Source organism: Caenibius tardaugens NBRC 16725 (assembly GCF_003860345.1).
In the GTDB taxonomy this organism is placed as follows: domain Bacteria; phylum Pseudomonadota; class Alphaproteobacteria; order Sphingomonadales; family Sphingomonadaceae; genus Caenibius; species Caenibius tardaugens.
Map to the genome: position 1 here is coordinate 1,737,004 of NZ_CP034179.1, position 25,140 is coordinate 1,762,143.

A 25,140-nucleotide genomic window follows, 5' to 3' on the forward strand; every position below is an offset into this window, starting at 1 on the left:
CTGCGCGGCGACAACATGAAACACTGGCACTCCCGGTCGCACGCCCCTATCTAGGCGCGCATGAGTTTCTGGCGGAAAATCTCTCCTTCTGGTGCCGTTCGCGATTTCGCGCACGAATTTACCCGGCCCAATCCCTATCGCTGGCCGGTGATCGGCGTGTCGCTGGCCGCCACATTCACGCTGTTTTCGGTCATGTGGCAGGAAGGCGGCGAAGGCCCGCCTCCGCGCCCTGAAATAACCTATATCACCACCTTCGCGCCCCACCGCAGCGACACCGAAATTGCCGCATCCAATGCCGCCAATCAGGCGCGTAACGACAAGCTGGCCGCCGAACAGGCCGCGCGCGAAGAGAAGGTCAAGGACATCTATCGCACGCTGGGCCGCGTTTCGGGCATGGACGTCGACAAGATCGAGAAACAGGCAGCCGAAGAACGCGCCACGGAAGAACGCGCCGCAGCCGATGCGCACAACCGGCTGATGGGTCGCGAAAATGCCCCCGAATAAGGGAGATGCCCGCTGGCTGGAAGCGGCGGCACGGCTTGCCGCGCGCGGCCGCCCGGTCAGCCGCCCCAACCCCGCTGTGGGCGCAATCATCGTGCGCGATGGCGTGGTCGTCGGCCGGGGCTGGACCCGCGCCGGCGGGCGCCCCCATGCCGAAGCGGAAGCGCTGGCCGCTGCGGGCGAACAGGCGCGCGGCGCAACCCTTTACGTCACACTGGAACCCTGCGCCCATCAATCCCCGCGCGGCCCATCCTGCGCATCGCTGATCGCCGGATCGGGGCTGGCTGCCGTGGTGGTCGGGGTGCAGGACCCCGATTCGCGCACGGCGGGCCAAGGTATCGCGCGGATCGAACAGGCAGGGATCGCCGTTCGCGTGCAGCCTTTGCCCGTGGTGGAGGCCAGTCTGGCCGGATACCTGATGCAACGCCGCCATGGGCGCCCGCATGTCACGCTCAAGCTCGCGACCTCGCTCGACGGCTGTATCGCGCTGGCCGATGGCACCAGCCGGTGGATCACCGGGGAAGCGGCGCGGGCACATGTCCACGCAATGCGCGCCCGATACGATGCGATTCTCGTGGGCGGCGGGACAATGCGCGCCGATGCCCCCGGCTGGACGTGCGGCTGGAAGGATTGACGGACCGCAGCCCCGATCGCTGGGTGCTGACGCGCGGTGCGGCCCCCGATGGCTGGCGCGCCCTGCCCACCCCACAAGCGATCGCCACGATGGACCAGGTGCAATATCTCTATGTCGAAGGCGGGGCGCAAACCGCCGCGGCCTTCCTCGCCGCCGATCTCGTCGACCGGCTGATGCTCTATCGCGCCCCGATCGTGATCGGTGCCGGCCGTGCTGCGATTGGCGATATCGGCCTTGTCGATCTGGGCACAGCGCATGGCCGCTGGCGCCTGCAAGACCGCCGCACGCTTGGCAGCGATCTGCTCGAAGACTATGAACGGACGCCATGTTCACAGGCATAATCACCGCTATCGGCACCATCCGGGAAACCACCGCACGCGGCGATCTGCGCGCGGTGATCGCCTGCCCCTATGATCCCGCGACAATCGCCATCGGCGCATCGATCGCATGTTCGGGCGTCTGCCTGACCGTGGTGGAACGCGGCGGAACCGCCGGGAACGCATGGTTCATGGTGGATATTTCAGGCGAAACACTGGCCCGCACCGTCCCCGATCGCTGGGTCGCAGGTGCAGCCGTGAATCTCGAACCGGCCTTGCGGCTGGGCGAGGAACTGGGCGGCCATATCGTGACCGGCCATGTCGATGCGGTCGGCATTGTGGCCGCATCCACCCCTGATGGCGATTCGACCCGGCTGACCCTTACCGCGCCCCAGACGATGGCCCCCTATATCGCGCCGAAAGGTTCGATCACGGTCGACGGGGTATCGCTGACCGTCAACGCGGTGGAGGACCAGCCCGACGGTTCGGTGCAGTTCGGTCTCAACATTATCCCGCATACCGCCGCCGTGACTACGCTGGGCCAGCTTCAGCCGGGCAACGCCGTCAATCTCGAGATCGACGTGCTCGCCCGTTATCTTCAGCGCATGCAAAGCTTGCGCGCATAAAGGCGCGGTTTTCCTACTCCCAGTGTTTCGTGCCACAGCAGGGCCATGGCCCGGCACACCCCTGCCCTGACTGCCCCCCGCAACGCGCGCACGGCCGGTGACACACCCGCGCTGGAAGGTCACACAACCCTTCACCCAATATACTGTTATAAAAAGATAAAATTACGATTTTTGGCGCATTCCAACAGCGTTCTGCGTCAACCGGAATCAGGCCAGCGGCCCGGCTGCGAAGCGCGCGCGCGTTATCTCATATTGCAGATGCTCCACCGGCCCACCTGCCATCATCCGCATTTCGCGGACCCCCTTCAACCGCCCACCGATCTTTTCCATGGCCCGGCGCGAACGCAGATTCTGCGCGCCGACCACGAACAGCACACGCTCCACAAACCGCAGTGCATGGCCGATCATCAGCCGCTTCATTTCGCGATTGGCCTCCCCGCCCCAATGGCTGCGCGCCAAAAAGGTCCAGCCGATTTCGACCGAGCCACCATGGGCCGGATGATGGTTCTGGAACCGCGACGATCCAATCATCGCCCCACTGGCCACGTCGATCACGGCCAGAGCGCCGCCCTTGGCCAGAGCATCGTCGAAAAAGGTGCGGAAGACGGGTTCCTGCCAGCGATCATGCGCCGGATGGACCGCCCAGATCAGGGGATCGGAGGCGACGCCATACAGCGCCGCCCAATCCCGGGCCGCAAGCGGCCGAAGCAGCAGCCGTTCCCCTGCGAGGATCGGCTGCCGGTCCATCAATCAGCCGGCGACGTCGGCCAGTGCTTCGATGAATTTCCCGATATTGCCCCGGGTCAGACCAGCCACGTTGATACGACCCGAACCGGCCATATACACGCCATGCTTCTCACGAATCGCGAGGATCTGATCCTTGTTGAGGTTCAGAATCGAGAACAGGCCATTCTGCGTGGCGATTGCCGTGAGATCGAGCCCCGCAACACGGTTGTCGGCTGCGGCCAGCGTATCGCGCATCTCCCGCATGCGATCCCGCATTGCGTCCAGTTCAGCCAGCCACTGCTTGGTCAGGCCCGCATCTTCCAGCACGATGCGCGCGGCAGCCGCACCATGATCAGGTGGTTGCGACCAGTTGACACGCGCCAGAATGTGGCCGTTCGTCAGCACCTTGGCGGTTTCGTCGGCATCACGGCCCATGACGTAGAGCGCACCGACGCGTTCGCGGTAGAGACCGAAATTCTTGTCGCAGCTGTAGCAGATCAGCGCTTCCGGCACGGCGGCCAGAACCTTGCGCATACCGGCCGCATCGTCTTCCATGCCCTGACCAAGCCCCTGATAGGCCAGATCGATAATCGGCAGAATCCCTGCATCGGCGATGATCGTGACAATCTCGTCCCACTGCGCGGGGGTATAATCGATCCCGCTGGGATTATGGCAGCAACCGTGCAGCAGGATGGCATCGCCTTCCTGCGCATTGGCGACGGCGGCACGCAAGGCTTCGAGATCGGCGGTGCCATCGGGCAGCGCATGATTGAAATTCACCGCTTCCATGCCGAGATCCGCCAGAATCTGCGGGTGGTTCGGCCAGGTCGGGCTGCCGGTGATGATCCGGTTGATCCCCGCACGCTTGGCAAGCGCGAAGGCAAGGCGCAGGCCGCCGGTGCCGCCGGGCGCCTGCATCCCGTCAATCCGCCCGCCCTTCGACGGGTCCTGTGCGCCAAAGACATACGGCATCAGCGCATGGACAAAGCCCATATCGCCTTCAGGGCCAAGGTATGCCTTGGAATCCTGTTCGGTGAGGAGTTTCTTCTCCGCCGCTTTCACCGCCGCGAAGACAGGGGTCGCCCCATCATCAGTGCGGTACACACCCACGCCGAGGTCAATCTTGTCGGCACGCGGGTCCGCGTCAAAGAGCTTGATCAGCGCGAGCAGCGCATCGGCGGGCTGTTGATTCAGGCGGTCTAACATGGGGCCGCTCCATGCCTCCGCCGCCTGTTTCTATCAACCGGAAAATCGCCTGCGCACGATCAAAGTGCGCGCAGTGTGCCCCTTATGCTCAGAACGGGATCCAGTTCTGCTTCTTGCGGATCTTCATATAGCCGGCATTGACCCCCAGCCGCAGCCCGGCACCCACCCGAATCGGGATCAGCACAGTGCTGCCATTGCGCAGGTAACTGGCGTTGAAACCGCCAATCGCATAGACCTGCCCTTCGACCGCCGGGAACCGCTTGTAGATGTCTTCGGTGTCGTAGAGGTTATAGACCAGCACGAACGTGTTGCCGACATTGGCGCCCGCATCGAAGCCGATCGACGGCCCGGTCCAGTAAACCGGGCGTTCGCCTTCCACCTTGTGGTAGAGCGTTCCCGAACCATAACGCAGGCCTACCACCAGCGCCCCGCCGCCTTCACGGCCGACGATATAGGCATTCGGTTCGCCCTGCTTGGCCAGCAGATCCTCGATCAGCCCGGCCAGACCCTTGGCGCCCTTGCCAAACAGCCCTTCCGCCGCGCCCACAAGATCGTCTTTCTTGTAGGTTCCGCCATCGGCCACTGCCGTTGCGGGATCGGCAGAGGCCGCGCCGGCCGCCTCGGCCGTCGATCCCGTAACGGGCGCCGATGCCGTCGATACGGGCGTGCCATTCTCACCCGCCCATTCGGCGCTGCCGGAATCGGGCGTGCCGCCCGCCGCTGTGGTCGACTGGGCCGAACCGGGCGCGGCAAGATCGCCATCGATAGGCATGTCCTGTGCGGCCAGGGGCGCTGCGCCGAATATCAGCGCGATGCCCATGAAAGTGCCTGCTGCGCGGCGACGAAGTGTGGTGGCAATTTGCATCATGATGCGATCCCTGACCCGAGAAACCGGGCAATTCCGAGGCTACAGAAGAATCCATGACGCCTGAAGCAGCAATGAACGCTCGACGAGATGAGTCCCTTTCGCGGCGAGTCGAATCTCCACTTGCCTGGAATTGCGTTGGACATGGAATTTATTGCAAGCCCCACTTGCCGGGCGAATACACCGCCGTTATAGCGCCGCCATCGCCGCTGCGATCCGGAGACGTGGGTGAGTGGCTGAAACCAACGGTTTGCTAAACCGTCGTACTGGTAAATCCGGTACCGAGGGTTCGAATCCCTCCGTCTCCGCCACCATTCCGCTATATAGGCTGCGCAACCCGGCACTGCATCGCAAATGCCGCGCGGATATTCCCGCCGGGCGTTCCCATGCACCAAGGTGGGTATGACAGCAGACAGCCCGAGGCATATTTCTGCCCGCGCACCTGCGTTGTTAATGTAAATTTTACCTTAAATTGCTAGATATCAGCCATGTTTACATCGCTGACATCCCGCGTTGCAGCGCTTGGTATAATTGTGGTGCTGTCGCTGCTGGTTCTTGCGGCGCTGCTTTTCGACGCCTCGTTGAAAACGCGGGCGAGCTTCGACAATGTCGCGCATTCCGCCGCCGTGATTGAAACCACCAATCTCGCGCTGATGGAACTGCGCGAGGCGGAATCGGGGCAACGCGGGTTCGTGCTGACACGCAGCCCGCTGTTTGCCCAGACGTTCGAACAACGCGTCAAGGATTCGCGCGAAGCGATTAACCGGGTGGTGGCACTCACGGCCGATAACGAGCTGCAGAAATCGCGCGCGCAGGGCCTTCGCACATTGATCGATCAACGCATCGCATCCTTGCGCGAGACGATGGAACTGGCCCGTCGCGGTTCGTTCGATGCGGCTAGAGACGCCATCGCCGGCGGTCGCGGGCGCGAATTGATGACGTCGGTATCGATCCATGCCCAGGGCTTTCTCGAACAGGAACATGCCTTGCAGGCACAACGCACCGGCATGGCTGAACAACGGCTGGCGCGGGTGCAGTGGCTGGCGCTGATCGGCACCCCCCTGATTTCGATACTTGTCCTTCTGGTATCGCTGATGATCATTCGCGGCATCCGCCGTCCCGTGGGCATTATGCAGGACGCGATGACATCGCTGGGCGCGGGCGACCGGGATGCCCGCATCGTCAACGCCATGGGCTCGGAAGAGTTCAGCCGCCTTGCCAGCGGCTACAACGTCATGGTCGACCAGTTGAAAGCCGCGGTGTCCGATCGCAGCCGCAGCGAGGAAGAACTACAGATCGCCAATGCGGAACTTCTGCGCAACAGCGCGGCCTTGCGCGAACGGGGCGAAGTGATCGAACTTCTGGGCGGTATGGCGCACCGCATGCAATCCGCCCGCACGGACGAGGAACTGGCGCAAGTCATCCACGTATTCGTGCCGCGCGTGTTGCCGGGTATTTCGGGCGTGCTCTATGCGCACAACAATTCCCGCAACCTGCTGGTCCGGATCGCCGATTGGGGCACCCTTGCCAGTTCTCATGATGATTTCGCGCCCGATCAATGCTGGGCCTTGCGCCGCGGACAGAGCCATTTCGTCACCGCGCCTGGTACCGAAATTGTCTGCGGCCATGTGCCCGACAAGCAATCCATCTATCATTGCGAACCGCTTCTTGCGGGCGGCGAAGTGATCGGGACGCTGTACCTGCAAGGCGTGATTGCACCGGAATACCGGTTTCCCCTTACGGTGATGGCGGAAAATATCGCATCGGCGCTGTTCAACCATCATCTGCAGCGGGGCCTGCGCGAGCAGACCATTCGCGATCCGCTGACCGGCCTGTTCAATCGCCGTTATATGGAAGAAACGCTGGCGCTGGAAATCGCCCGTGCGGCCCGATCGGGCGAGCCACTCAGCCTGGTGATGTGCGATGTCGATCATTTCAAGCGCTTCAACGACGATTTCGGTCACGAGGCGGGCGATATCGTGCTGCAGGCTGTCGCCACCGAAATGCGCAATCATTTCCGCGATGGCGATGTCGTGTGCCGGTTCGGTGGGGAAGAATTCACGATCATTGCCCCGCAAACATCGTCCGAAACGCTGCTCGAACGCGTCGAACACGTGCGCGACGCAATCACCCGGATCAATTTGCGGCAGGCCGGGCGAACGCTCGGCAGCACCAGCATGTCCTTCGGCATCGCATCGTGGAACAACCACATGGACCGCGAAGGTTCGGCGTTGATACAGGCTGCCGATGCGGCCTTGTACCGCGCGAAGCGCGAAGGCAGAAATCGCGCGCTTATCGAGCGGATGGCGGCAGGTGCACTCGAAGGCTGAAGCAGCATAGAAGTTGCCGACGCCGCACGAGCGCGGGTTTCATGCGTGCCCGTGACGCCCTCACACGCATCCGCGGCCTTTCCAGCCTTTTATAATCATGCCCAGGGATTGATCACCCGCGATCACCCGATGATGCTTATAAAAATGGGCAATCTTCCCCCTCCCCTTCGCGTCCGGTAAGAGCTACAAAATTGCAGGCGCGGATATTACCCCGCATTGCGTTACATCATAGGCAGGTCAATGCGCCTGCGATCGGCCATCCGACAAGGCCGACACCGTTGAAGGAATGGGAGAAACCATGCAGAATACGATCGAGCACCCGGCGGAGATCGTGCCGGTTCCGGCGGCAGCCCGTGAAGGCACAAGCTGCACGCTCGAACAATACGAAGCGATGTACAGCCGCAGCGTGAACGATCCGGATGGTTTCTGGGCCGAACAAGGGGCACGGCTGGACTGGTACCGGGCGCCCACGCGCATTGGAGAATGGTCGTTCGATCCGGTCGACATCAAATGGTACGCCGATGGACAGCTGAATATCTGCCACAACGCGCTGGATCGCCATGTGGCCGCAGGCAAAGGCGATGTCACGGCCCTGATTTTCGAGCCGGACGATCCGCAGGGCGAAACGCGCAAACTGACCTATGCGCAATTGCTCGCGGAAACGATCCGCATGGCCAACACCTTGAAGAAAATGGGGGTGCAGAAAGGCGACCGGGTCACGGTTTACATGCCGATGATTCCCGAAGGCGCCGTGGCCATGCTCGCCTGCGCCCGCATCGGCGCGATCCACTCGGTCGTGTTCGGGGGCTTTTCCCCTGATGCGATTGCGGGGCGGATCGAGGATTGCACCAGCGACTGGGTGATCTGTGCCGATGAAGGATTGCGCGGTGGCAAGAAAATCCCGCTCAAGGCCAATGTCGATGCCGCGCTGGACAAGGTGGCGGTCAAGGCGGTCCTCGTCGTGCGCCATACCGGCGCCCCCATCACCATGACCGAAGGGCGCGATCACTGGTATCACGAACTCGGCGCCGATGTGGCTGCGGAATGCCCCTGCGAAGTGATGGACGCGGAAGACCCGCTGTTCATCCTTTACACCTCCGGTTCGACGGGAAAACCGAAGGGCGTGCTTCACACCACGGGCGGCTACGCCGTGTGGACCGAAACGACGTTCCGCTATGTCTTCGATTATCGCCCCGGCGAAATCTACTGGTGCACGGCCGATATCGGCTGGGTCACCGGGCATAGCTATATCGTTTACGGCCCGCTGCAGAACGGCGCCACCGCGCTCATGTTCGAAGGGGTACCGAACCATCCCGATCACGATCGCTTCTGGCAAGTGGTCGACAAGCACAAGGTCAACATCTTCTACACCGCGCCCACCGCCATTCGCGCGCTGATGCGCGAAGGCACAAGCCATGTGGTGAAGCATGATCTGTCCTCGCTGCGCCTGCTCGGCTCGGTTGGCGAACCGATCAACCCCGAAGCCTGGCGCTGGTATCAGGAGAATGTCGGTCATGGGAAAATCCCTGTGGTCGACACCTGGTGGCAGACCGAAACCGGGGGGATCATGATCACCACCCTGCCCGGCGCGCACGATATGAAGCCCGGCAGCGCCGGTCGCCCGTTCTTCAGCGTGTGCCCGCAACTGGTGGATGGGGATGGTGGCGTGCTGGCCGATGAGACCACCGGCGGCGCGGCGGAAGGCAACCTTTGCATTACCCGCAGCTGGCCCGGCCAGGCGCGCTCGCTCTATGGCGATCACGACCGATTTACGCAGACCTATTTCTCCACATACAAGGGCAAATATTTCACCGGTGATGGCTGCCGCCGCGATGCGGATGGCTATTACTGGATCACCGGCCGCGTGGATGACGTGATCAACGTATCGGGCCACCGCATGGGCACCGCCGAAGTGGAAAGTGCGCTGGTGCTGCACGATCTCGTCGCCGAGGCTGCGGTGGTCGGCTATCCCCATGACATCAAGGGTCAGGGCATCTACTGCTACGTCACACTGAACGCAGGGGTGGAACCGAGCGATGAACTGGCCGCGGAACTGCGCAAGCATGTCCGCACGGAAATCGGCCCGATTGCGACACCTGACATTATTCAATTCACGCCAGCGTTGCCGAAAACGCGGTCGGGCAAGATCATGCGGCGTATTCTCCGCAAGATTGCCGAAAACGATTTCGGATCGTTGGGTGACACATCGACACTCGCCGATCCATCGCTGGTGGATGGCCTGATAGAAGGGCGGCTCAACCGCTAAAACACACAGGACTCAAAAGGGGCGGAACGGCACATAGCCATCCGCCCCTTCTTGTATGCTAAGCAAAGAGGAGAGGACGGAACTATGAGCGAAGCACTGCTTCGGGCCTATTACGCGGCTTACAACGCACTCGACGCTGATAAACTGGGGAGCCTACTGGCCCCCGATGTCGAACTGGTGTCGGCGATGGGCACGCAAACGGGCCGGGATGCCTATCTCGGCACCTATCATTATATGACCGGGCAATTCACCGACATCATGACCCCTGAAGCCATCACGGTGGAGGGGCCGACGGTATCCGTGACGATCCATGACAGCCTGACTGCGAAAGCGGATATCGCCGACTTCATGGGGCAATCATTGCAGGCCGGGGAAGAACTCGTGCTGCGGCTGAACGGGCGCTATACGGTGATCGACGGTCAAATCGCGCGTATCGAGATTTCGCCCGCCGCCTAGAAGGCCTGTACCCTTCGGCAACGCAACCGCCTCTGACTCGGTGTCAGGGGCGGTTTTTTGTGCGCGCTTTGTAGGTGAATGGGCAGATTTGCCGCCGTTTGACCACGTAATGCCGCACACTTTGCGCAAATGCGCCGGAGCAGGCGCGGAACTCGCTCGCAGGGACCTTCACCGCCATCCGCTTCAGGTGATGCCAGCGCAGCCATCACGCCCTGCGCGCAAACAAAAAGGCCGGGAGATTTCTCTCCCGGCCCTCTGTCTGTGCCTTGCGGCGCAGGTCTGGCTTAGTTGCCCGAACCCGGACCGTAGGTGATTTCCACCCGGCGGTTCTGGAGTTCGCGAACGCCGTCGGCGGTCGGAACGCGCGGGTTGGCTTCACCGAACGCCTGGCTGGAAATCCGCTCGTCGGGGATACCGCGCGAGGTCAGATAACCGCGCACCGAGGTGTTGCGGCGAGCCGACAGGCCCATGTTGTAGCGGTCCGAACCCGAACGGTCGGTGTAACCGGCCAGCATGATCGGAACCACATCGCAGTTGCCGTAAGCCGTTACAGCGCTGTCGAGGATGGTTGCAGCTTCGGGCGTGATGTCCGACTTATCCCAGTCGAAGAACACGATGTACGGACCCTTGTTGCAAACAACCTGCGGCGGAGCCGGCGGCGGCGGCGGCGGCGGAGCCGGGGGAGCCGGCGGCGGCGGGGCTGCCGGTTCTGCGCCACCGAAGAGGTAGCTCAGCGTCAGACCACCGGTGTGCTCTTCGACGTTGCTCGAGAAGCGACCCTGATAACCCAGGTGTGCGTTGAAGTTCGGGCTGAACTGTGCAGCCAGACCCACTTCCACAACACCTGCGTCAGGAGCGAAGCGTTCCGAGATCACATCGAAGCTCGTGCCTGCCGGAGCGTTCACGAAGGCACCCGTGAACTTGGCGCGCTTGTCGCCGAAGTTATGCTGCCAACCACCGCGGATGTAAGGCGAAATGTTGCCCCACTGTGCGGCCAGTTCCAGACCCAGTTCGCTGGCGAAGAACTCATCGCTGCCGCGAACGGTCAGCAATGCACCCTGTGCCGAGGCATCAGCGGATTCTTCGGTGAAGCGCTTGAGCTTGGCGTGAGCGTAGTCAAGCGAAGCGTACGGCGTGATGGTTGCGTTTTCGCCCAGCGGGAAACGAACACCAGCTTCTGCACCAGCTGCCCAGACATTGACGTCTGGATCGCTCGTGATGAGGCCATGGGTCGTCATGGTCGGTCCAGCGAGGTAAGACGCGCCCAGACCACTGAAGTCGATGGTACGACGACCGTCGCCATCGAGATCCGAGTAGCTGAGAGCACCCTTCACGTAGAACTTACCGGTATCGTAGTTACCGTAGATACCGGCCTGCCAGCCCGACGATTTCACACGGTCACCACCCTTGTAACCGTATTCGTTCGCCTTGAACTTGTTGTTGTTCTCGAGATAGCCACCGGCCACACCGAGGACGAAGTTCGGGCTAACCGCGAAGTCGAGACCCGCAGCAATCCAATACTGTTCAGCCTTGAAACCAGCGGCTTCGTTGTCACCGTCGGTGGAAACGCGGCCGTAGTTGCCCGTAACCCAGAGACGCGGACCGCCGTTTTCGCTGCGGCACAGTTCGTTGGTGATCGAACCCTTACCGCATTCAGCCATATCGTAGATCAGGCCGTTGAAGCGGGCACCTGCCATGGTCGAGGAACGCAGGTAACCAGCGTACTGGGTCGCTGCGAGCTGTTCGAGCGCGCTGGCATACTTGGTGGCGTCTTCGATCTTGAACAGGTCAGCCAGAACCGAAGCGTAAGCCGGGTTCGAAGCTGCCAGAGCCGGAGCGTAGGTGCCTTCAATCGCGGTTGCGACCGAGGTTTCGTTGATGTCGAGACCCGGTACCGCGTTGAACGCTACGCGCTTGATGCCAACGTCCACCGTGTCACGGCCAGCCGCAACACCGTAGGTGTCGTCATCATAGTGCACGTCCACCACATCGAGCAGAACCGAACGCGTATAAGCGTCAGCCAGAGTGCCCGTGAGCGTATCAGCAATGATCACATCTTCCAGATAGAAGTTGTTGCCATAGAGACCCGTCCCGCTGGCGGGGCGGATTTCAAGCAGACCACCGGAGATATCAGCCGTGATCGCATCCACGTACGGATAGGTGTGGTAATCGATCAACGCGTTGGTCGGAGCACCAGCCACAATCGGCGCTTCGATTGCGAGGATACCCTTCGGCGCGATGTTGAAATCATCAACAATCACGTGCGACGGACCATTGGCACCCGGATTGTTCTCAAGGAACAGCGTACCGTTTGCGGCGATGTTCACCTGACCGGCGCCGAGGATACGACCGTCAAGATGGGTTTCACCGTTCAGGACGTTGACCGTCGAGTCACCTTCCAGTTCGATATCGCCGTAAATCTTGCCGTATTTGCCAGTGGCGCCCGACAGATTGACGACCACTTCACCCTGGGTGAGTTCCGTGTCGATTGCCGTGCCCCACTTCCACGTCGTGCCACCATCCTGGCTGGTACGCGCAATGATCGTGCCAGCTTCGTTGTTGATGGTGATGACCTGGCCAGCAACGCCGCTGTCCGACGCACCGAGGAAACCGATACCATAAGCGTCAGCCGCACCACCGTTGGTGATGGCCGAAACCTGGATCGTGCCCTTGTTGGTCACAACAGCGCCGTCGATGTTGCCTGCGAGGGCAATACCGCCAGCAAAGGCGTCAGCCGTGCTGGGCGAGGTCGTGGAAGCGTCGGTATCGATCGCACGGGCCGTCACGTTGAGCGTGCCAGCATTGGTGATTGCAACCGCAGTGGGCGTCGCCGCAGCAGCGGAACCGCCAACGCCGACAATACCGGCAGCGATCGAAACCGCACCGTCTGCACCTTCGGCATCAGCCGAGACGTTGAACGTTGCACCAGCAGCGTTTTCGATCTTCAGATCGGGGCCAGCACCCGGACCGGCGGCAACGCCGACGTAGCCAACTGCACCAGCCAGAGCGGCGCCATTGCCGGTTGCCGTTGCGGCCTGAACCGCATTGGCTTCAGCCGAAACGCCGAACGTGCCGGTGTTGGAGAAGCTAACGAGGCCGTCTGCGCCAACACCAACCTGAATGTGGCCGACTGCACCCGCCACTGCGAGAGCATCTTCCGCACCATTGGCGTTCGACAGAACTTTGACATCAACCTTGCCAGCGTTGGCGTAGGAGACATCAGCAAGTACAGGATTGGTAGGCGTAACTGTGCCTGACGCAATCGCAACCTGCGCGCTGCCAATGCCGATGCCCGCAGCGATAGCGCTATCACCGTTAGCCGTCGAGGCAACAGGAACGGAGATCGAGCCAGCCGACGAATTGGTCAGAGCGAGCGATACGTTAGGACCGAATTCGGCCTGAACGTAACCAAGTGCACCGGCCGTAGCGGCAGCCGCACCCGTTGCCGAAGCCAGAGCATTAGCACCGAAGCTGGCAGCACCAGCGTTGGTGATGACGTCCGAAACGCCAACGACACCAGCCGGGAGTGCATCCGGACCAAGTTCCCCACCAAAGAGAACGGGTTCACCGCCACCGAGAATGTCGCCAAGAAGCGGAGCCAGATCACCCGGCTGAATGTCTTCGACGAAACCGCCAACGAAGCCCACAGCAGGCCCCTGCACAACGCCACCCAGCACAAGTGCCTGAGCCGCAGCATCGCCTTTAGTCGGCGTTACCGCACCGCCTTCACCCGGAACGGAGCCCGCAGCAACTGCCTTGGCGTTGACCGTGAGGGTTTTGTTGTTGGTGAAGGTTGCGTTCTTCGAACCCACCGTGGTCAGAGCGGTGGCTTCAGGAGCATACGCAATGTAGCCATTCTGCACGATGCCACCCAGAACGATGGCTTGAGCGCCTACGCGTTCATCATCGACTGTCACGTCGTCCGGAGCGTACGAAACTTCAGGCGTCGCCGCAGTGGCATTGGCCGCAATGTTGATTGCGCCATTGTTGGTGAGCGCAACCGAACCAACGCCGTCAGACGCATAGGCATCCTGAGCAAAGCCAGCGTACACAACAGCACCCGCCGCCGCTGCGGTGGCGCCATCAGCAAGAGCGTCGGCCGTGATATTGATCGTACCGGTCGCCGCGTTGGTCAACGCAACGTTGGCCTGAGGCACATAAGCGGGTTCAACGGCGTGCTCGCCATTTGTCATGGCCGCCTGCAAAACGCCGCCATAAACACCAGCGTTAGCCTGCGAAGCCCCATCACCAACAGCGTCAGCCGCCGCAGCAACGTTCAACGTAGCGGAATTATCCAGCGCGATGGAGGCATCGGCCGTGTTGGAAGCGCCATACTGCGCAACGCCAGCACTAATTGCAGCACCTGCCGTCGCGGCGTTTCCGTCGCCAACAGCCGTTGCGTTCGCGTCAGCGACAACCGCCAGAGTGCCCGCATTACTGATCAACGCCTTGAGGTCGCCAACCGCGTACACTTCCTGACCGACAGCGCCGTATCCTTCGCTCTCGATTTCGGCCAGCGCATTCGCAGCGCCCGTCGTATTCGCAGCGGGCGTTGCCGTTGCGCTAGCCTGCACCGTGAACGAACCACCGTTGCGCAGCGTGAAATTGCCAGCCTTGCTAGCCTCAGCATAATAGTAGCTAAGGCCATCGTGAATGCCATCACTGTCACCCCAAGAGTCGACGACAGCCTGTGCATCGGCGACGTCCGTCGCGGTTACACCAACAACGACTGTCGGAAGCGTCGGCGAATTCGCGTCAGTGTCAGTCATGACGTATTCATCAGCCAGCATGCCATCCGTGCCGCCATAGGCTTCGATGCCAAAACCAGACTTACCGGTGACACCGGCATGCGCTGCAACCGCGCCTGCGCCAATTGCCAGCGCGGACGCGCTGGCAGCCAGCAAATGCTGCACTCTGCGATTCATCAGAATAGCTCCCTCATTAACAAAGCCCCCCAACGTGGGGAAAAGCATTACGTTCCCAAAAACCGCCCCATAAAGAACGGTCGTTAATTCTTTGCGACCCCCCTATGCCACGCATCCGCATGGCACGGGCGATTATTGATTACTTGCGGCCCATATATGTTGCGCAAGCGTATGTCTATTTCCAATCCAGTGTTTTGACTGCAATTTTTTAATCCGATACCGAAACGATGCCTTTTGGCAACGAATCTGGCCGAAGACCGCACTTTTCCATGGTTACGGCGCCGCCAATGTCGCACATGCGATGCGCTATTCGCCATGGAATTCTTCATATTCAAATTCAACCGGTTCCCGCATTGCAGCACTATAACGGTGCCACGACGTCAAACCCGTAACCTGTTCCCCCAAAAAAAGGGGCCGGAGCGGCTGGCTCCGGCCCATAAAGGTGTCGTTCGCAGGAGGAACGGAGGGAGGTGAGACCGGGGAGGAGAGAGAAGAGGAGAGAGACCCGGCCCCACCAAGTTGCAAATCAGTTGTAGGCGCGCTCCCCATGTTCGCCGATGTCGAGACCTTCGACTTCGACTTCCTGAGAGACCCGCAGGCCCGTTACCGCCTTGGCGATGTAGATCGCGATCGCGGTGCCGACCGTCGAGATGACAATCGTGGCCAGCACGGCGGTGACCTGAGTCACCAGCTGCGGGCCGATGACAAAGTCTGCAGCGCCCGGGCCGCCGAACATCGGGGCGAAGACAATGCCCGTGCCGATGGCGCCGACAATGCCGCCTACGCCGTGGATGCCGAAGGCGTCGAGCGAGTCATCGTAGCCGAGAGCGGGCTTGAGCTTGGCCACTGCGAAGTAGCAGACGATCGACGAGACGATACCAAGGACAATCGCACCGAACGGACCGGCGTTACCGGCAGCCGGAGTGACCGCGACGAGACCGGCGATGACGCCCGAACAGAAGCCGAGAGCCGAAGGCTTATGACCCATGATCCGTTCCACCGCCATCCAGGCCAGCGCAGCAGCGGCTGTGGCGACGAAAGTGTTGATCATGGCGAGCGCAGCCGAACCGTTGGCTTCGAGTGCCGAACCGGCGTTGAAGCCGAACCAGCCCACCCACAGCAGGCCCGTGCCGACCATGGTCAGCGTCAGGCTGTGCGGCGGCATCGGTTCCTGCGGATAGCCACGGCGCTTGCCGAGGATCAGCGCGGCAACCAGTGCCGAAACACCGGCGTTGATGTGCACAACCGTACCGCCAGCGAAGTCCAGCGCGCCCATGACGAAGAACACGCCGCGCGCTTCCCAGACCATGTGGGCGATCGGGTAGTACACGATGGTCAGCCAGACGAGCATGAACACCATCACCGCCGAGAACTTCATGCGTTCGACCACCGCGCCGAGCACGAGCGCCGCCGTGATCGCCGAGAAGGTCATCTGGAACGAGACGAAGACGTATTCCGAGATGACTTCCTTGGTGAAAGTCGCCGCGGTCGAATCCGGGGTGATCCCGGCGAGGAAGAACTTGCCCCAGCTGACGAACTGGTTGCCTTCGGGCCCGAAAGCCATGCCGTAGCCCCACATCACCCAGACCAGCATGGCCAGTGCGGCGGCCGCACCGATCTGTGTCATCGTGGACAGCATGTTCTTGGAACGGGTGAGACCGCCGTAGAACAGGGCGAGGCCCGGCAGAATCATCAGCAGAACGAGAATGGTGGATGTCATCATCCACGCGTTGTTGCCCGGGTTGGGCACGGCAGCAGCGGCTTCCGCTGCGGGTGCCGGAACGGCGGCAGCGGCCGTGGCGGCTGCTTCCTGCGCCCAGGCGGCAGTGGCGGCGAACAACGATGCACCCAGTGCACCCGCGCCGCAGACAGTCTTGCGGATCATAGAATTACCCCTCACGAGATGCACGCCGCTCATAGCGCCGTATCCCCGGTTTCACCGGTGCGAATGCGAGTGACGGAAGCGAGATCGAGAACGAAAATCTTGCCATCACCGATCGCTTCGGTGCTGGCGGCTTGCTGGATTGCCTCGACCACCTGCGGGGCGAGGGAATCGGACGCAGCGATTTCGAGCTTCACCTTCGGCAGCATATTCGTGGAATATTCCGCGCCACGGTAGATTTCGGTCTGTCCCTTCTGTCGCCCGAAGCCCTTGACCTCGGACACGGTCATGCCCGCGACGCCAATGGCGCTGAGGGCTTCCCGCACCTCGTCGAGCTTGAACGGTTTGATAATGGCGATGATGAACTTCATCGTGGACCCCTGCTAGCTTGCCGGAGGAGCACCGGCGCAAAGCTACTCTAGCAAGAGGCGTGCCAAATTCATTTGCGACGGCTTTTTAGGGGAAGCGGGCAGACGAAATGCCTCAGCCGCAGGACCATCCGCCCGATATCTGTGCACGTGCCTAAATTTTAGGCAGGACTAGAGCCCCAGGCGCGCCCAGACAGGCAGATGATCGGAAGCCCGCGCCGAAAGCGCACTGTGGTGCACGCCCTGCTCCCGGCAATGCCAATCGGGAGAGGCCACGATCCGGTCAAGCTGGGCCACCGGCTGGCGTGAGGGGAAGCTGCGGCCCGGGGCGAGAACACGCCAATCGTCGGCAAACACCCGCAGGCAGCCGCCGCGTGTCGACCATTCGTTGAAATCGCCCATCAGCACGGTGGGGCATGCGTCTTCGCATTGCCCCAGCCGCCCCAGCACAGTCTGCACCTGATGGCGGCGGCGCAATCCGGAAAGATCGAGATGCATGCCAACCACCCGCACCCGCTTGCCCCCGGCAGCGAGATCGACCCGCACCGCGCCGCGCGGTTCCACAGTGGGCAGATCCAGCGGTTCCGCATCCAGAATATCGATGCCGCGCCGCACCAGCAACGCATTGCCGTGCCAGCCGATGCTCAGCGGACGCAGCGCAACGGGCGCAATCTGCCAGTGATGATCTTCCAGCATCTGCCGCGGCAAGGCGGTCAGACGCTGGCCGAATCGCCGGTCGGCTTCCTGCAACGCCACCACATCGGCGCCGAGTTCATTGAGAATCGCGAGAATCCGTTCGGGATCGCGGCGGCGATCAAGCCCCACCGCCTTGCGAATATTATAGCTGGCGAATGTCAGTTCCACGCGCTGAAGGTATGTTCGCCAGCGCCCGCCTTCAACGTTCCTTGGTGGCGTTGAAGGCGATTTCCGGATTCTTTTCCTGCTGATAACCGACATCCCATGCGGAACGGGCCAGGAAAACCGGATCGCCATCGCGATCCTTTGCCAGATTGGTGCGATTGAACTGGGCGAAGGCATCGATCACCTTTTCATCGCCCTTGAGCCAGCGCGCCGTATCGAACGGCGCCGCTTCCAGTGCCGCCTCGACCTTGTATTCCGCCTCGAGACGGGACACGAGCACATCGAGCTGGAGTTGGCCGACAACGCCGACGATCCATTGCCCCCCCAGTTCGGGATAGAAGACCTGAATCACCCCTTCTTCGGAGAGGTCGTCCAGCGCCTTGCGCAATTGCTTGGTCTTGGTGGGATCCTTCAGCACCACACGGCGCAGGATTTCCGGCGCAAAATTGGGCAGGCCGGTAAACCGCACCGCGTTCTTTTCCGACAGCGTATCGCCAACGCGCAGGGTGCCATGGTTGGGAATACCGATGATATCGCCCGCTTCCGCCGTGTCGGCGATTTCGCGATCCTGTGCGAAGAACAGAATGGGCGAATGGACGGCAATCGGTTTGCCCAGGCCCGACGGGGTCAGCTTCATGCCCCGCTTGAACGTGCCCGAAACCATGCGCATGAATGCGATCCGGTCACGGTGCTGGGGGTCCATATTGGCCTGGACCTTGAAGATGAACCCGGTCACTTCGTTGTAATCGGGGTTGATCACGCCTGCCTCGCTCGGTTGCGGGCGAGGCGGCGGCGCAAACCGGGCGATCGCATCGATCAGTTCGGTGACGCCAAAGTTCTTCAGCGCCGATCCGAAGAAGACTGGCGTCAGATCGCCATGGCGATAGGCTTCCAGATCGAATTCGGGATAGCCCGCCCGCGCCAGCTCCGCTTCTTCCGCAATGTCTGCGGGCAGTTCGGGCGAGGGATCGCGCTTGCCGAGAAACTCCTTGCTGTCCCCTTCCGGGCGGCTGACCGACCCAGTGGCGAAATCGAGAATACCTTCGAATATCCCGCCCATGCCGACAGGCCAGCTTTGCGGCGACACATCCAGCGCCAGCGCATCGGCCACTTCGTCCAGCGTTTCGAAGGGGCTGCGCCCTTCGCGGTCGACCTTGTTGACGAACGTAATGATCGGCACCGACCGCAGGCGGCAGACTTCGAACAGTTTGCGTGTCTGCGGCTCGATGCCCTTGGCCGCGTCGATCACCATGATGGCGGAATCGACGGCGGTGAGCGTGCGATAGGTATCTTCGGAGAAATCCTCGTGCCCCGGCGTATCGAGCAGGTTGAAGGTGATGCCGTTCTTTTCAAACGTCATCACCGAGCTGGTCACCGAAATGCCGCGCTGCTGTTCGATCTTCATCCAGTCCGACCGCGCCCGGCGGGCCTGACCGCGCGCCTTGACCTCGCCGGCAAGGTGAATCGCCCCGCCTTGCAGCAGGAGCTTTTCCGTCAGCGTGGTCTTACCCGCGTCAGGGTGCGAGATGATCGCGAACGTACGACGATTGGATGTGGGCGCATTGCTCATGGCGCGCGCGGTTAGCCGCGATGGACGCGCCAGTCCATCACCATCGCGGATTGCCCGCTACGAAACTTTAACCGCTGCTCGGATAATGCCGTGAGAAATTGGGGGATTTCATGAAGCGTTTGCGGGTTTTCTTCATCGTGCCCATCATGCTGGCCGCCGCCTGTGGTGGGAAGGCGGAACCGGGGGTTTATGACCTGCCGTTGTCCGAAGCCTATGCCCGTCTCGCCAAGGCTGACATCATGGGCTTTCGCAAGGCGCGCCAATGCGGGATTCTGATCCACTTCGAAACCACGCGGAAACGGGATGAATCGATTACCTGGCGGGTAATCAGCAACGGCCGCACGATGGTGAATTTCACCGTTAGCCTGACCGATACCGGCGATGGCCGCACCAGGGCCACGCTTACCATGCCAGCCGATCCACAAGGCGGCGAACCCTATGACGGCACGAAGAACTATCCGCGGCCCGCGCTCAATCAGCCGCTGCGCCCGGCGGTGCAGGAACTGATCGACGCCGCCATGGAAGGGCGGCCCTATGACGTGATGCGCCTTCCTGAACCGCGCAACACCGACCGGGTCTGCTCGGTCCAGCGCGGCGGGCTTGAAAGCGGGAGCTTCCGGTTCGGCATCGATGACAAACCGGGCATGGATTCGCGCCAGAGCGCACGCGCCTTCGCGGATGAGGAACAGAGCGCGGATCGCGCGGTTTTCGATGCGTCCTATGGCCAGCCTGAAAACCACACGTGGAGCGGCGAATGATGCGCGATCTTCTGGCGCGCAGGCGATGGCTGGCTCTCGCCATGGCGGGTCTTCTGGCCGGTTGCGGGCTGATCGACAGCGGCACGACCTATCCGGTTTCAGCCCGTGAAGCGCACAAGGTGCTGACCGCGATCGAACCGCCCTATTTCCTGTTTGGCGGCAGTGCCGTGGGCGGCCGTCCGCAACAGATCGACAACGGGAAACTCCGCTGGACTCTGCGCCATGCCGACAGCCAAGGCGCAATCGCCTTTATCGCGGCAATCGAGGATCAGGGCGCACAGCAGGCGAAAGTTACGGTCACGGTCGAACCCGGCGATGGGCCGAACAAGGAGAAAGTGGCCAAGGCGCTGGAAGAAAACGCCTCGATCGTCGCGCTCTACAAGGCGGCCATGGTCGAACAGATCGATGCCGCACTGGAAAAGCGGTCCTTCGATTTCGGGGCGATCCAGGGACAACTGGCCAGGGCAACGATCGCCGCTATGCCGCAAATCAGCGCCGATATGGACAGGGCCGCCGAAGCATCACGCAAACGCAGCAGCGAAAATATGGACCGCGCCTATCGCGAAGAAGCGCGCGGCGAATGGCAGGAAAGCGAGGCTCTCCAAGGTGTCGAGCCGACCTTCGGCGAACCGATGGACGGCGGCGCGGCCCCTTACTGATCCGTTTGCGGCGCGCGGCCTACTTGCCCGCCTTGCTCCGCACGATCCGTTCCCACGGGTTCATGTCCGGCTCACCCACTTTGACCAGCCGGTTCTTGTCCCGGTGGAGGAAGGGTTCGCTCTGCCCGTGAACGATCAGCGTGGTATCGCTGACGTAGCTCCACGATCCGTCATCGTGGAATTCCACTTCCAACCGATAGGAATCGGTACGGAAGGCCTCTTCCAGAAACGTGGTGGAACATATCCCGTAATCGGTCCGTCCCCGCTCCGCCTGCACCACCAGACTGGTGGCATCGATCGCCGCATGACCGGACGCCATCGCCGTCTGCCCACGCGGGATCGTCAGCGTCTGGATAATCAGCCCCGTGGCCGGTTCCCACAGCCAGTAACCGATCTGGTCGTGGAAGGTGATGTCTTCCTCAACCGTGTTGATATGCGTGTGATAGCGCAGGCCATAGAACAGCTGCGGGCCGTTCGTTTGCGGATCGATCGGCTGCATCTCGATCCGTTCGTAATATGCACGCGTTTCGGGACCATCGGCCTTGGGATTCACATCCACACCGCCCTTGCCTTCCCATATCCCCGCGAACCGGCGCAACGGGCCGAGATTGGCGAGGCCATCGGGATCAACGTCCTCGGGCTCGGTGAAGATATCGTCAGGAATTGCCATAGGTCCCCTCTCGTGTCTGCTGATAACCGCGTGAACCGTCAGCCGCGCAGTTCGGCGCCCTGCTTGGCCGCTGCGGCAACCACCTTGTCGGTAATCGCCTTCAGTTCTTCGTCGACATAGCTCTTTTCGCCGGGTTGCAAGGTAATTTCGATCGCCAGCGACTTTTTGCCTTCCGGTACGCCTGCCCCGCGAAAATCGTCAAACACCCGGGCGTCCACGATATTCGCCTTGTCTGCGCCCTTCACGGCACGCAGCAGGTCACCGGCGGGCACAGCAGCATCGACAAGGAACGCGAAATCGCGCGTCACCGCCTGCAACGCCGGGGGTGTATAGGGCGTACGCATGAACCCATCGCCCGGCTTCTTCGCCCCGCGCTTGCCCGGAATCGCGTCGAGATAGATTTCCGCAGCCGCGACGGTGCCATCGAGATCGAAGGCCTTTACCGTTGCCGGATGCAAGGTGCCGAAGCTGGCCAGCACCGTCTTCGGCCCGAGCCGCAGCGTCGCCGACTGCCCCGGATGATAGCAGGCCCCGGCATCGCCCATGACCTGCAGATTATCGACAGGCGCACCGGCGGCCGCCAGCAAAGCCATGACTTCGGCCTTGGCGTCATAGGCGTCGAAACCTTGCGCCTTGCCGCTGGCCCAGCCGCGTGACGCTCGTTCGCCGGCCAGCACCAGACCAACGGTCGCCGGTTCTCCTTCCGCCAGATAGCGGCGGCCCACTTCGAACAGGCGCACGCTGGACGCGCCCCGATCCATGTTGCGCTGCGCCGCCGCCAAAAGGCCGGGCAGCATCGAAGGCCGCATGACTTTCATGTCTTCGCTGATCGGGTTGTCGAGGCTCCACACCCCGCCGCCAAAGGCCGCGGCTTCCTTTTCAGGCAGGAATGACCAGGTAATCGCCTCGTTCAGCCCGCGTGCGGCGGCCGTGCGGCGCACCTTGCGTTCGATCATCTGTTCCGGCGTCGCGGTGGGCTTGGCCACCCCATCCGCACGCGGCAGCGGGATCGAGGGCACATTATCGATCCCTTCGATGCGGATCACTTCTTCCACCAGATCGGGCTGGCCTTCCACATCGCGGCGCCATGTCGGCACGGTGACCTGCCAGCCCGCATCGACTGCGAAGCCGAGCGATTCCAGAATCGCCTTCTGCCGTTCCGGCGCGACATCCATCCCGCCCAGCGCGGCGCACAGGCCGGTATCGTAGGCAATAACCTTCTGCGCCAAAGGCGGCTGCCCGGCGCGGGTGATCTGGCTGGGCGTACCGCCGCAATGCTGGGTCACCAGCCAGGTCGCGATCACCAGACCCTGTTCCACGAACGCCGGATCGACCCCGCGTTCGAACCGCTGGCGGGCGTCGCTGGTCACGCCCAGCTTCTGTCCGGCCAGCGCGATGTTTTCCGGCTCGAAGAACGCGCATTCGATCACCACATCGGTGGTCGTATCCGATGCGCCCGACGATTCCCCGCCCATGATGCCGCCAATGCCCAGCGCCGCGCCCTCATCGGCGATCACGGTCATGGTATCGTCCAGCGTATAGGTCTTGCCGTTCAGCGCCAGCAGCTCCTCGCCCTGCACCGCCTTGCGCGCGATCAGCGCACCGTTGAGCTTTGCCCGGTCATAGACATGCAACGGACGGCCCAGATCGAGCGAGACGAAATTGGTGATGTCGACCAGCACCGAAATCGGCTTCTGCCCCACAGCCTTGAGCTTGCTCTGCATCCAGTCGGGCGACGGGCCATTGGCCACCCCGCTGACTGCCTGCGCATAGAACGCCGGGCATCCTGCCGCATCGTCGATGCGCACGGCGGGGGCGGGATCGTTCCCTTCCACCGGGGTGATCGCAGCCATGCGATACACTTCGTGCAGCAGCTTCAACGTGCCGAGACCGGCCGCCGCCAGATCGCGCGCAATCCCGCGCACACCCATGCAATCCTGCCGGTTGGGCGTGATCGCAACATCGATCACCGGATCATTGAGCGCGGCATAGTCGGAAAAGGCCGTCCCGATGGGGGCATCGCCGGGCAGCTCGATAATCCCGTCGTGATCTTCACCCAGCTCCAGTTCGCGGGTGGAGCACATCATGCCGTTGGATTCGACCCCGCGAATGGCCGCCTTGCGCAGGACCATACCATTGGCCGGCACCACGGCACCTTCCACGCCGAACACGCCAACGAGGCCAGCACGGGCATTCGGCGCCCCGCAGACGACCTGCAACGGCCCGTGGCCCGCATCGACCGTGAGCACCTGCAGCTTGTCCGCCTGCGGATGGCGTTCCGCCGTCAGCACCTTTGCCACGGTAAAGCCCTTGAGCTTTTCCGCCGGGTTTTCGACGCCTTCCACTTCGAGACCGATACGGTTGAGCGCATCCGCGACATCCTGCACGGTGGCGTCGGTTTCGAGGTGCTCTTTCAACCAGGACAGAGTGAACTTCATGCGCCGACTCCCCCGGAGAGCGTGGGCACATCGAGTGCCGCAAAACCATAATGTTTGAGCCAGCGGATATCGCCGTCGAAGAAGGCGCGCAGATCGTCCATCCCGTATTTCAGCATGGCGAGGCGGTCGACGCCGGTGCCGAAGGCAAAGCCCTGCCATTCATCGGGATCGAGATTGCAGGCCTCGATCACCTTGCGGTTGACCATGCCGCTGCCCAGCACTTCCATCCAGCCGCCGTTTTCCGAGGCGTTGGGATCGCCGCCGATCACGCGTTTGCCATTGATCACGGTATAGCCCACGTCCACTTCGACCGAGGGTTCGGTGAACGGGAAATAGCTGGGACGCAGCCGCAGCACGACATCATCGCGTTCGAAAAAGGCGCGCAGGAACGTTTCCAGCGTCCACTTGAGATGCCCAAGGTTGATCCCCTTGTCGATCACCAGACCTTCGATCTGGTGGAACATCGGGGTGTGCGTGGCATCGCTGTCGCTGCGATAGACCCGGCCCGGCGCAATAATGCGGATCGGCGGTTCCTGATTCATCATCGTGCGGATCTGCACGGGCGAGGTATGCGTGCGCAGCAGCATCTTCTGGCCATCGGCATTACGCATCTGATCAGGGAAATAGAACGTATCGTGCATCGCGCGGGCGGGATGCGTTTCGGGGATGTTGAGCGCGGTGAAATTGCGCCAGTCATCCTCGATTTCCGGCCCGGTGGCGACCGCGAAGCCCATGTCCGCGAACACTTCCGCCAGTTCGTCCATCACCTGCGACACCGGATGCACCGAACCGGCCGGGGCCTGCGGCGCGGGCAGTGTCAGATCGAGCGTTTCGGATGCGAGCTGTGCCTCGAGCGCAGCCGCTTCGAACGCATCCTTGCGTTCGGTCAACGCGGTCTGCACGGTTTCACGCAGGGCCTGGATTTTCGGCCCTTCGGACTGGCGCTCTTCCGGCGTCATCTTGCCCAATGTCTTGAGCAGGCCTGAAATACTGCCTTGTTTGCCGAGGAATTCCACCCGCAGGCTTTCGAGCGCGGTTGCGTCCTGCGCTGCGGCGATACGCGCCAGCGCCTCGCTGCCCAT

18 protein-coding genes, 1 tRNA gene and 1 pseudogene are annotated in these 25,140 nt (G+C 62.1%); 9 read left to right on the forward strand and 11 right to left on the reverse strand.

Annotated features, from left to right (window positions below; translation table 11 throughout):
* Positions 1–60: 60 nt before the first annotated feature.
* The 3 genes and pseudogenes from EGO55_RS07925 to EGO55_RS07935 all read left to right on the forward strand — a co-directional run bounded on the left by EGO55_RS07925 (position 61) and on the right by EGO55_RS07935 (position 2,078).
* A complete protein-coding gene (locus tag EGO55_RS07925; protein WP_021689967.1) occupies positions 61–504 on the forward strand; it encodes a hypothetical protein in 444 nt (147 codons plus the stop codon).
* Positions 491–1,476: pseudogene (ribD, locus tag EGO55_RS07930) on the forward strand (bifunctional diaminohydroxyphosphoribosylaminopyrimidine deaminase/5-amino-6-(5-phosphoribosylamino)uracil reductase RibD). Before EGO55_RS07925 ends, ribD begins: the two are co-directional and overlap by 14 nt.
* On the forward strand, positions 1,461–2,078 hold the full coding sequence (locus tag EGO55_RS07935; protein ID WP_021689965.1) for a riboflavin synthase: 618 nt from the start codon (positions 1,461–1,463) through the stop codon (positions 2,076–2,078). Before ribD ends, EGO55_RS07935 begins: the two are co-directional and overlap by 16 nt.
* Positions 2,079–2,285: 207 nt before the next feature.
* Here EGO55_RS07935 and EGO55_RS20745 read toward each other — a convergent pair whose 3' ends face one another.
* From EGO55_RS20745 to EGO55_RS07945, 3 genes are all read right to left on the reverse strand, one after another.
* The gene (locus EGO55_RS20745; protein ID WP_021689964.1) at positions 2,286–2,825 is read right to left on the reverse strand and encodes a GNAT family N-acetyltransferase; all 540 of its coding nucleotides are present in this window, start codon (positions 2,823–2,825) and stop codon (positions 2,286–2,288) included.
* Between the two features lie 3 nt (positions 2,826–2,828).
* Positions 2,829–4,010 (reverse strand): amino acid aminotransferase, encoded by a 1,182-nt coding sequence (locus EGO55_RS07940; protein ID WP_021689963.1) that lies wholly within the window; start codon positions 4,008–4,010, stop codon positions 2,829–2,831.
* Between the two features lie 88 nt (positions 4,011–4,098).
* On the reverse strand, positions 4,099–4,878 hold the full coding sequence (locus tag EGO55_RS07945; protein ID WP_021689962.1) for a DUF1134 domain-containing protein: 780 nt from the start codon (positions 4,876–4,878) through the stop codon (positions 4,099–4,101).
* Positions 4,879–5,093: 215 nt separating this feature from the next.
* On the opposite strand from EGO55_RS07945, the gene EGO55_RS07950 reads away from it, so the two are divergent.
* The 4 genes from EGO55_RS07950 to EGO55_RS07965 all read left to right on the forward strand — a co-directional run bounded on the left by EGO55_RS07950 (position 5,094) and on the right by EGO55_RS07965 (position 9,927).
* Positions 5,094–5,186 (forward strand) — tRNA-Ser (locus EGO55_RS07950).
* 177 nt (positions 5,187–5,363) lie between these two features.
* Positions 5,364–7,205: a diguanylate cyclase gene (locus EGO55_RS07955; protein ID WP_021689961.1), complete on the forward strand. Its 1,842-nt coding sequence runs from the start codon at positions 5,364–5,366 to the stop codon at positions 7,203–7,205.
* Between the two features lie 298 nt (positions 7,206–7,503).
* Positions 7,504–9,471 (forward strand): acetate--CoA ligase, encoded by a 1,968-nt coding sequence (gene acs, locus EGO55_RS07960; protein WP_021689960.1) that lies wholly within the window; start codon positions 7,504–7,506, stop codon positions 9,469–9,471.
* 84 nt (positions 9,472–9,555) lie between these two features.
* Positions 9,556–9,927 carry a nuclear transport factor 2 family protein gene (locus EGO55_RS07965; RefSeq protein WP_021689959.1) on the forward strand — a complete coding sequence of 124 codons (372 nt, stop codon included), beginning with the start codon at positions 9,556–9,558 and terminating at the stop codon, positions 9,925–9,927.
* Between the two features lie 284 nt (positions 9,928–10,211).
* Here the strand turns inward: EGO55_RS07965 and EGO55_RS21630 are convergent, their stop codons facing one another.
* The 5 genes from EGO55_RS21630 to EGO55_RS07990 form a co-directional block, all read right to left on the reverse strand.
* On the reverse strand, positions 10,212–14,900 hold the full coding sequence (locus tag EGO55_RS21630) for an autotransporter domain-containing protein (protein WP_346723822.1): 4,689 nt from the start codon (positions 14,898–14,900) through the stop codon (positions 10,212–10,214).
* 478 nt (positions 14,901–15,378) lie between these two features.
* The gene (locus tag EGO55_RS07975) at positions 15,379–16,737 is read right to left on the reverse strand and encodes an ammonium transporter (protein ID WP_040715317.1); all 1,359 of its coding nucleotides are present in this window, start codon (positions 16,735–16,737) and stop codon (positions 15,379–15,381) included.
* 29 nt (positions 16,738–16,766) lie between these two features.
* On the reverse strand, positions 16,767–17,105 hold the full coding sequence (locus tag EGO55_RS07980) for a P-II family nitrogen regulator (RefSeq protein ID WP_021689956.1): 339 nt from the start codon (positions 17,103–17,105) through the stop codon (positions 16,767–16,769).
* A gap of 168 nt (positions 17,106–17,273) precedes the next feature.
* Positions 17,274–17,966: an endonuclease/exonuclease/phosphatase family protein gene (locus EGO55_RS07985; RefSeq protein WP_021689955.1), complete on the reverse strand. Its 693-nt coding sequence runs from the start codon at positions 17,964–17,966 to the stop codon at positions 17,274–17,276.
* A 31-nt stretch (positions 17,967–17,997) separates the two neighbouring features.
* A complete protein-coding gene (locus EGO55_RS07990) occupies positions 17,998–19,533 on the reverse strand; it encodes a peptide chain release factor 3 (protein WP_021689954.1) in 1,536 nt (511 codons plus the stop codon).
* 110 nt (positions 19,534–19,643) lie between these two features.
* Between EGO55_RS07990 and EGO55_RS07995 the strand changes: the two genes are divergently transcribed.
* Together EGO55_RS07995 and EGO55_RS08000 are read left to right on the forward strand one after the other, a co-directional pair.
* Positions 19,644–20,291: a hypothetical protein gene (locus tag EGO55_RS07995; protein WP_021689953.1), complete on the forward strand. Its 648-nt coding sequence runs from the start codon at positions 19,644–19,646 to the stop codon at positions 20,289–20,291.
* Complete coding sequence (locus EGO55_RS08000) at positions 20,288–20,950, forward strand: hypothetical protein (protein ID WP_021689952.1); 663 nt, start codon at positions 20,288–20,290, stop codon at positions 20,948–20,950. Before EGO55_RS07995 ends, EGO55_RS08000 begins: the two co-directional genes overlap by 4 nt.
* Positions 20,951–20,969: 19 nt before the next feature.
* On the opposite strand, the gene EGO55_RS08005 is transcribed toward EGO55_RS08000, so the two are convergent.
* Genes EGO55_RS08005 through pheS form a run of 3 tightly spaced genes read right to left on the reverse strand, consistent with a single transcriptional unit; the run spans position 20,970 to position 25,140 of the window.
* Complete coding sequence (locus EGO55_RS08005; RefSeq protein ID WP_021689951.1) at positions 20,970–21,620, reverse strand: FABP family protein; 651 nt, start codon at positions 21,618–21,620, stop codon at positions 20,970–20,972.
* 38 nt (positions 21,621–21,658) lie between these two features.
* Complete coding sequence (gene pheT / locus EGO55_RS08010) at positions 21,659–24,058, reverse strand: phenylalanine--tRNA ligase subunit beta (RefSeq protein WP_021689950.1); 2,400 nt, start codon at positions 24,056–24,058, stop codon at positions 21,659–21,661.
* Entirely contained in the window at positions 24,055–25,140 is a 1,086-nt protein-coding gene (pheS, locus tag EGO55_RS08015; RefSeq protein WP_040715524.1) for a phenylalanine--tRNA ligase subunit alpha, read from the reverse strand. The genes pheT and pheS overlap by 4 nt, the downstream gene beginning before the upstream one ends.

Excerpts from the sequence above, each read along its gene's own strand:
- EGO55_RS07925 (WP_021689967.1), top strand. The coding sequence starts at position 61 with ATGAGTTTCTGGCGGAAAATCTCTCCTTCTGGTGCCGTTCGCGATTTC.
- EGO55_RS07935 (WP_021689965.1), top strand. The coding sequence starts at position 1,461 with ATGTTCACAGGCATAATCACCGCTATCGGCACCATCCGGGAAACCACC.
- EGO55_RS20745 (WP_021689964.1), bottom strand. The coding sequence starts at position 2,825 with ATGGACCGGCAGCCGATCCTCGCAGGGGAACGGCTGCTGCTTCGGCCG.
- EGO55_RS07940 (WP_021689963.1), bottom strand. The coding sequence starts at position 4,010 with ATGTTAGACCGCCTGAATCAACAGCCCGCCGATGCGCTGCTCGCGCTG.
- EGO55_RS07945 (WP_021689962.1), bottom strand. The coding sequence starts at position 4,878 with ATGATGCAAATTGCCACCACACTTCGTCGCCGCGCAGCAGGCACTTTC.
- EGO55_RS07955 (WP_021689961.1), top strand. The coding sequence starts at position 5,364 with ATGTTTACATCGCTGACATCCCGCGTTGCAGCGCTTGGTATAATTGTG.
- acs (WP_021689960.1), top strand. The coding sequence starts at position 7,504 with ATGCAGAATACGATCGAGCACCCGGCGGAGATCGTGCCGGTTCCGGCG.
- EGO55_RS07965 (WP_021689959.1), top strand. The coding sequence starts at position 9,556 with ATGAGCGAAGCACTGCTTCGGGCCTATTACGCGGCTTACAACGCACTC.
- EGO55_RS21630 (WP_346723822.1), bottom strand. The coding sequence starts at position 14,900 with ATGCTTTTCCCCACGTTGGGGGGCTTTGTTAATGAGGGAGCTATTCTG.
- EGO55_RS07975 (WP_040715317.1), bottom strand. The coding sequence starts at position 16,737 with ATGATCCGCAAGACTGTCTGCGGCGCGGGTGCACTGGGTGCATCGTTG.
- EGO55_RS07980 (WP_021689956.1), bottom strand. The coding sequence starts at position 17,105 with ATGAAGTTCATCATCGCCATTATCAAACCGTTCAAGCTCGACGAGGTG.
- EGO55_RS07990 (WP_021689954.1), bottom strand. The coding sequence starts at position 19,533 with ATGAGCAATGCGCCCACATCCAATCGTCGTACGTTCGCGATCATCTCG.
- EGO55_RS07995 (WP_021689953.1), top strand. The coding sequence starts at position 19,644 with ATGAAGCGTTTGCGGGTTTTCTTCATCGTGCCCATCATGCTGGCCGCC.
- EGO55_RS08000 (WP_021689952.1), top strand. The coding sequence starts at position 20,288 with ATGATGCGCGATCTTCTGGCGCGCAGGCGATGGCTGGCTCTCGCCATG.
- EGO55_RS08005 (WP_021689951.1), bottom strand. The coding sequence starts at position 21,620 with ATGGCAATTCCTGACGATATCTTCACCGAGCCCGAGGACGTTGATCCC.
- pheT (WP_021689950.1), bottom strand. The coding sequence starts at position 24,058 with ATGAAGTTCACTCTGTCCTGGTTGAAAGAGCACCTCGAAACCGACGCC.
- pheS (WP_040715524.1), bottom strand. The coding sequence starts at position 25,140 with ATGGGCAGCGAGGCGCTGGCGCGTATCGCCGCAGCGCAGGACGCAACC.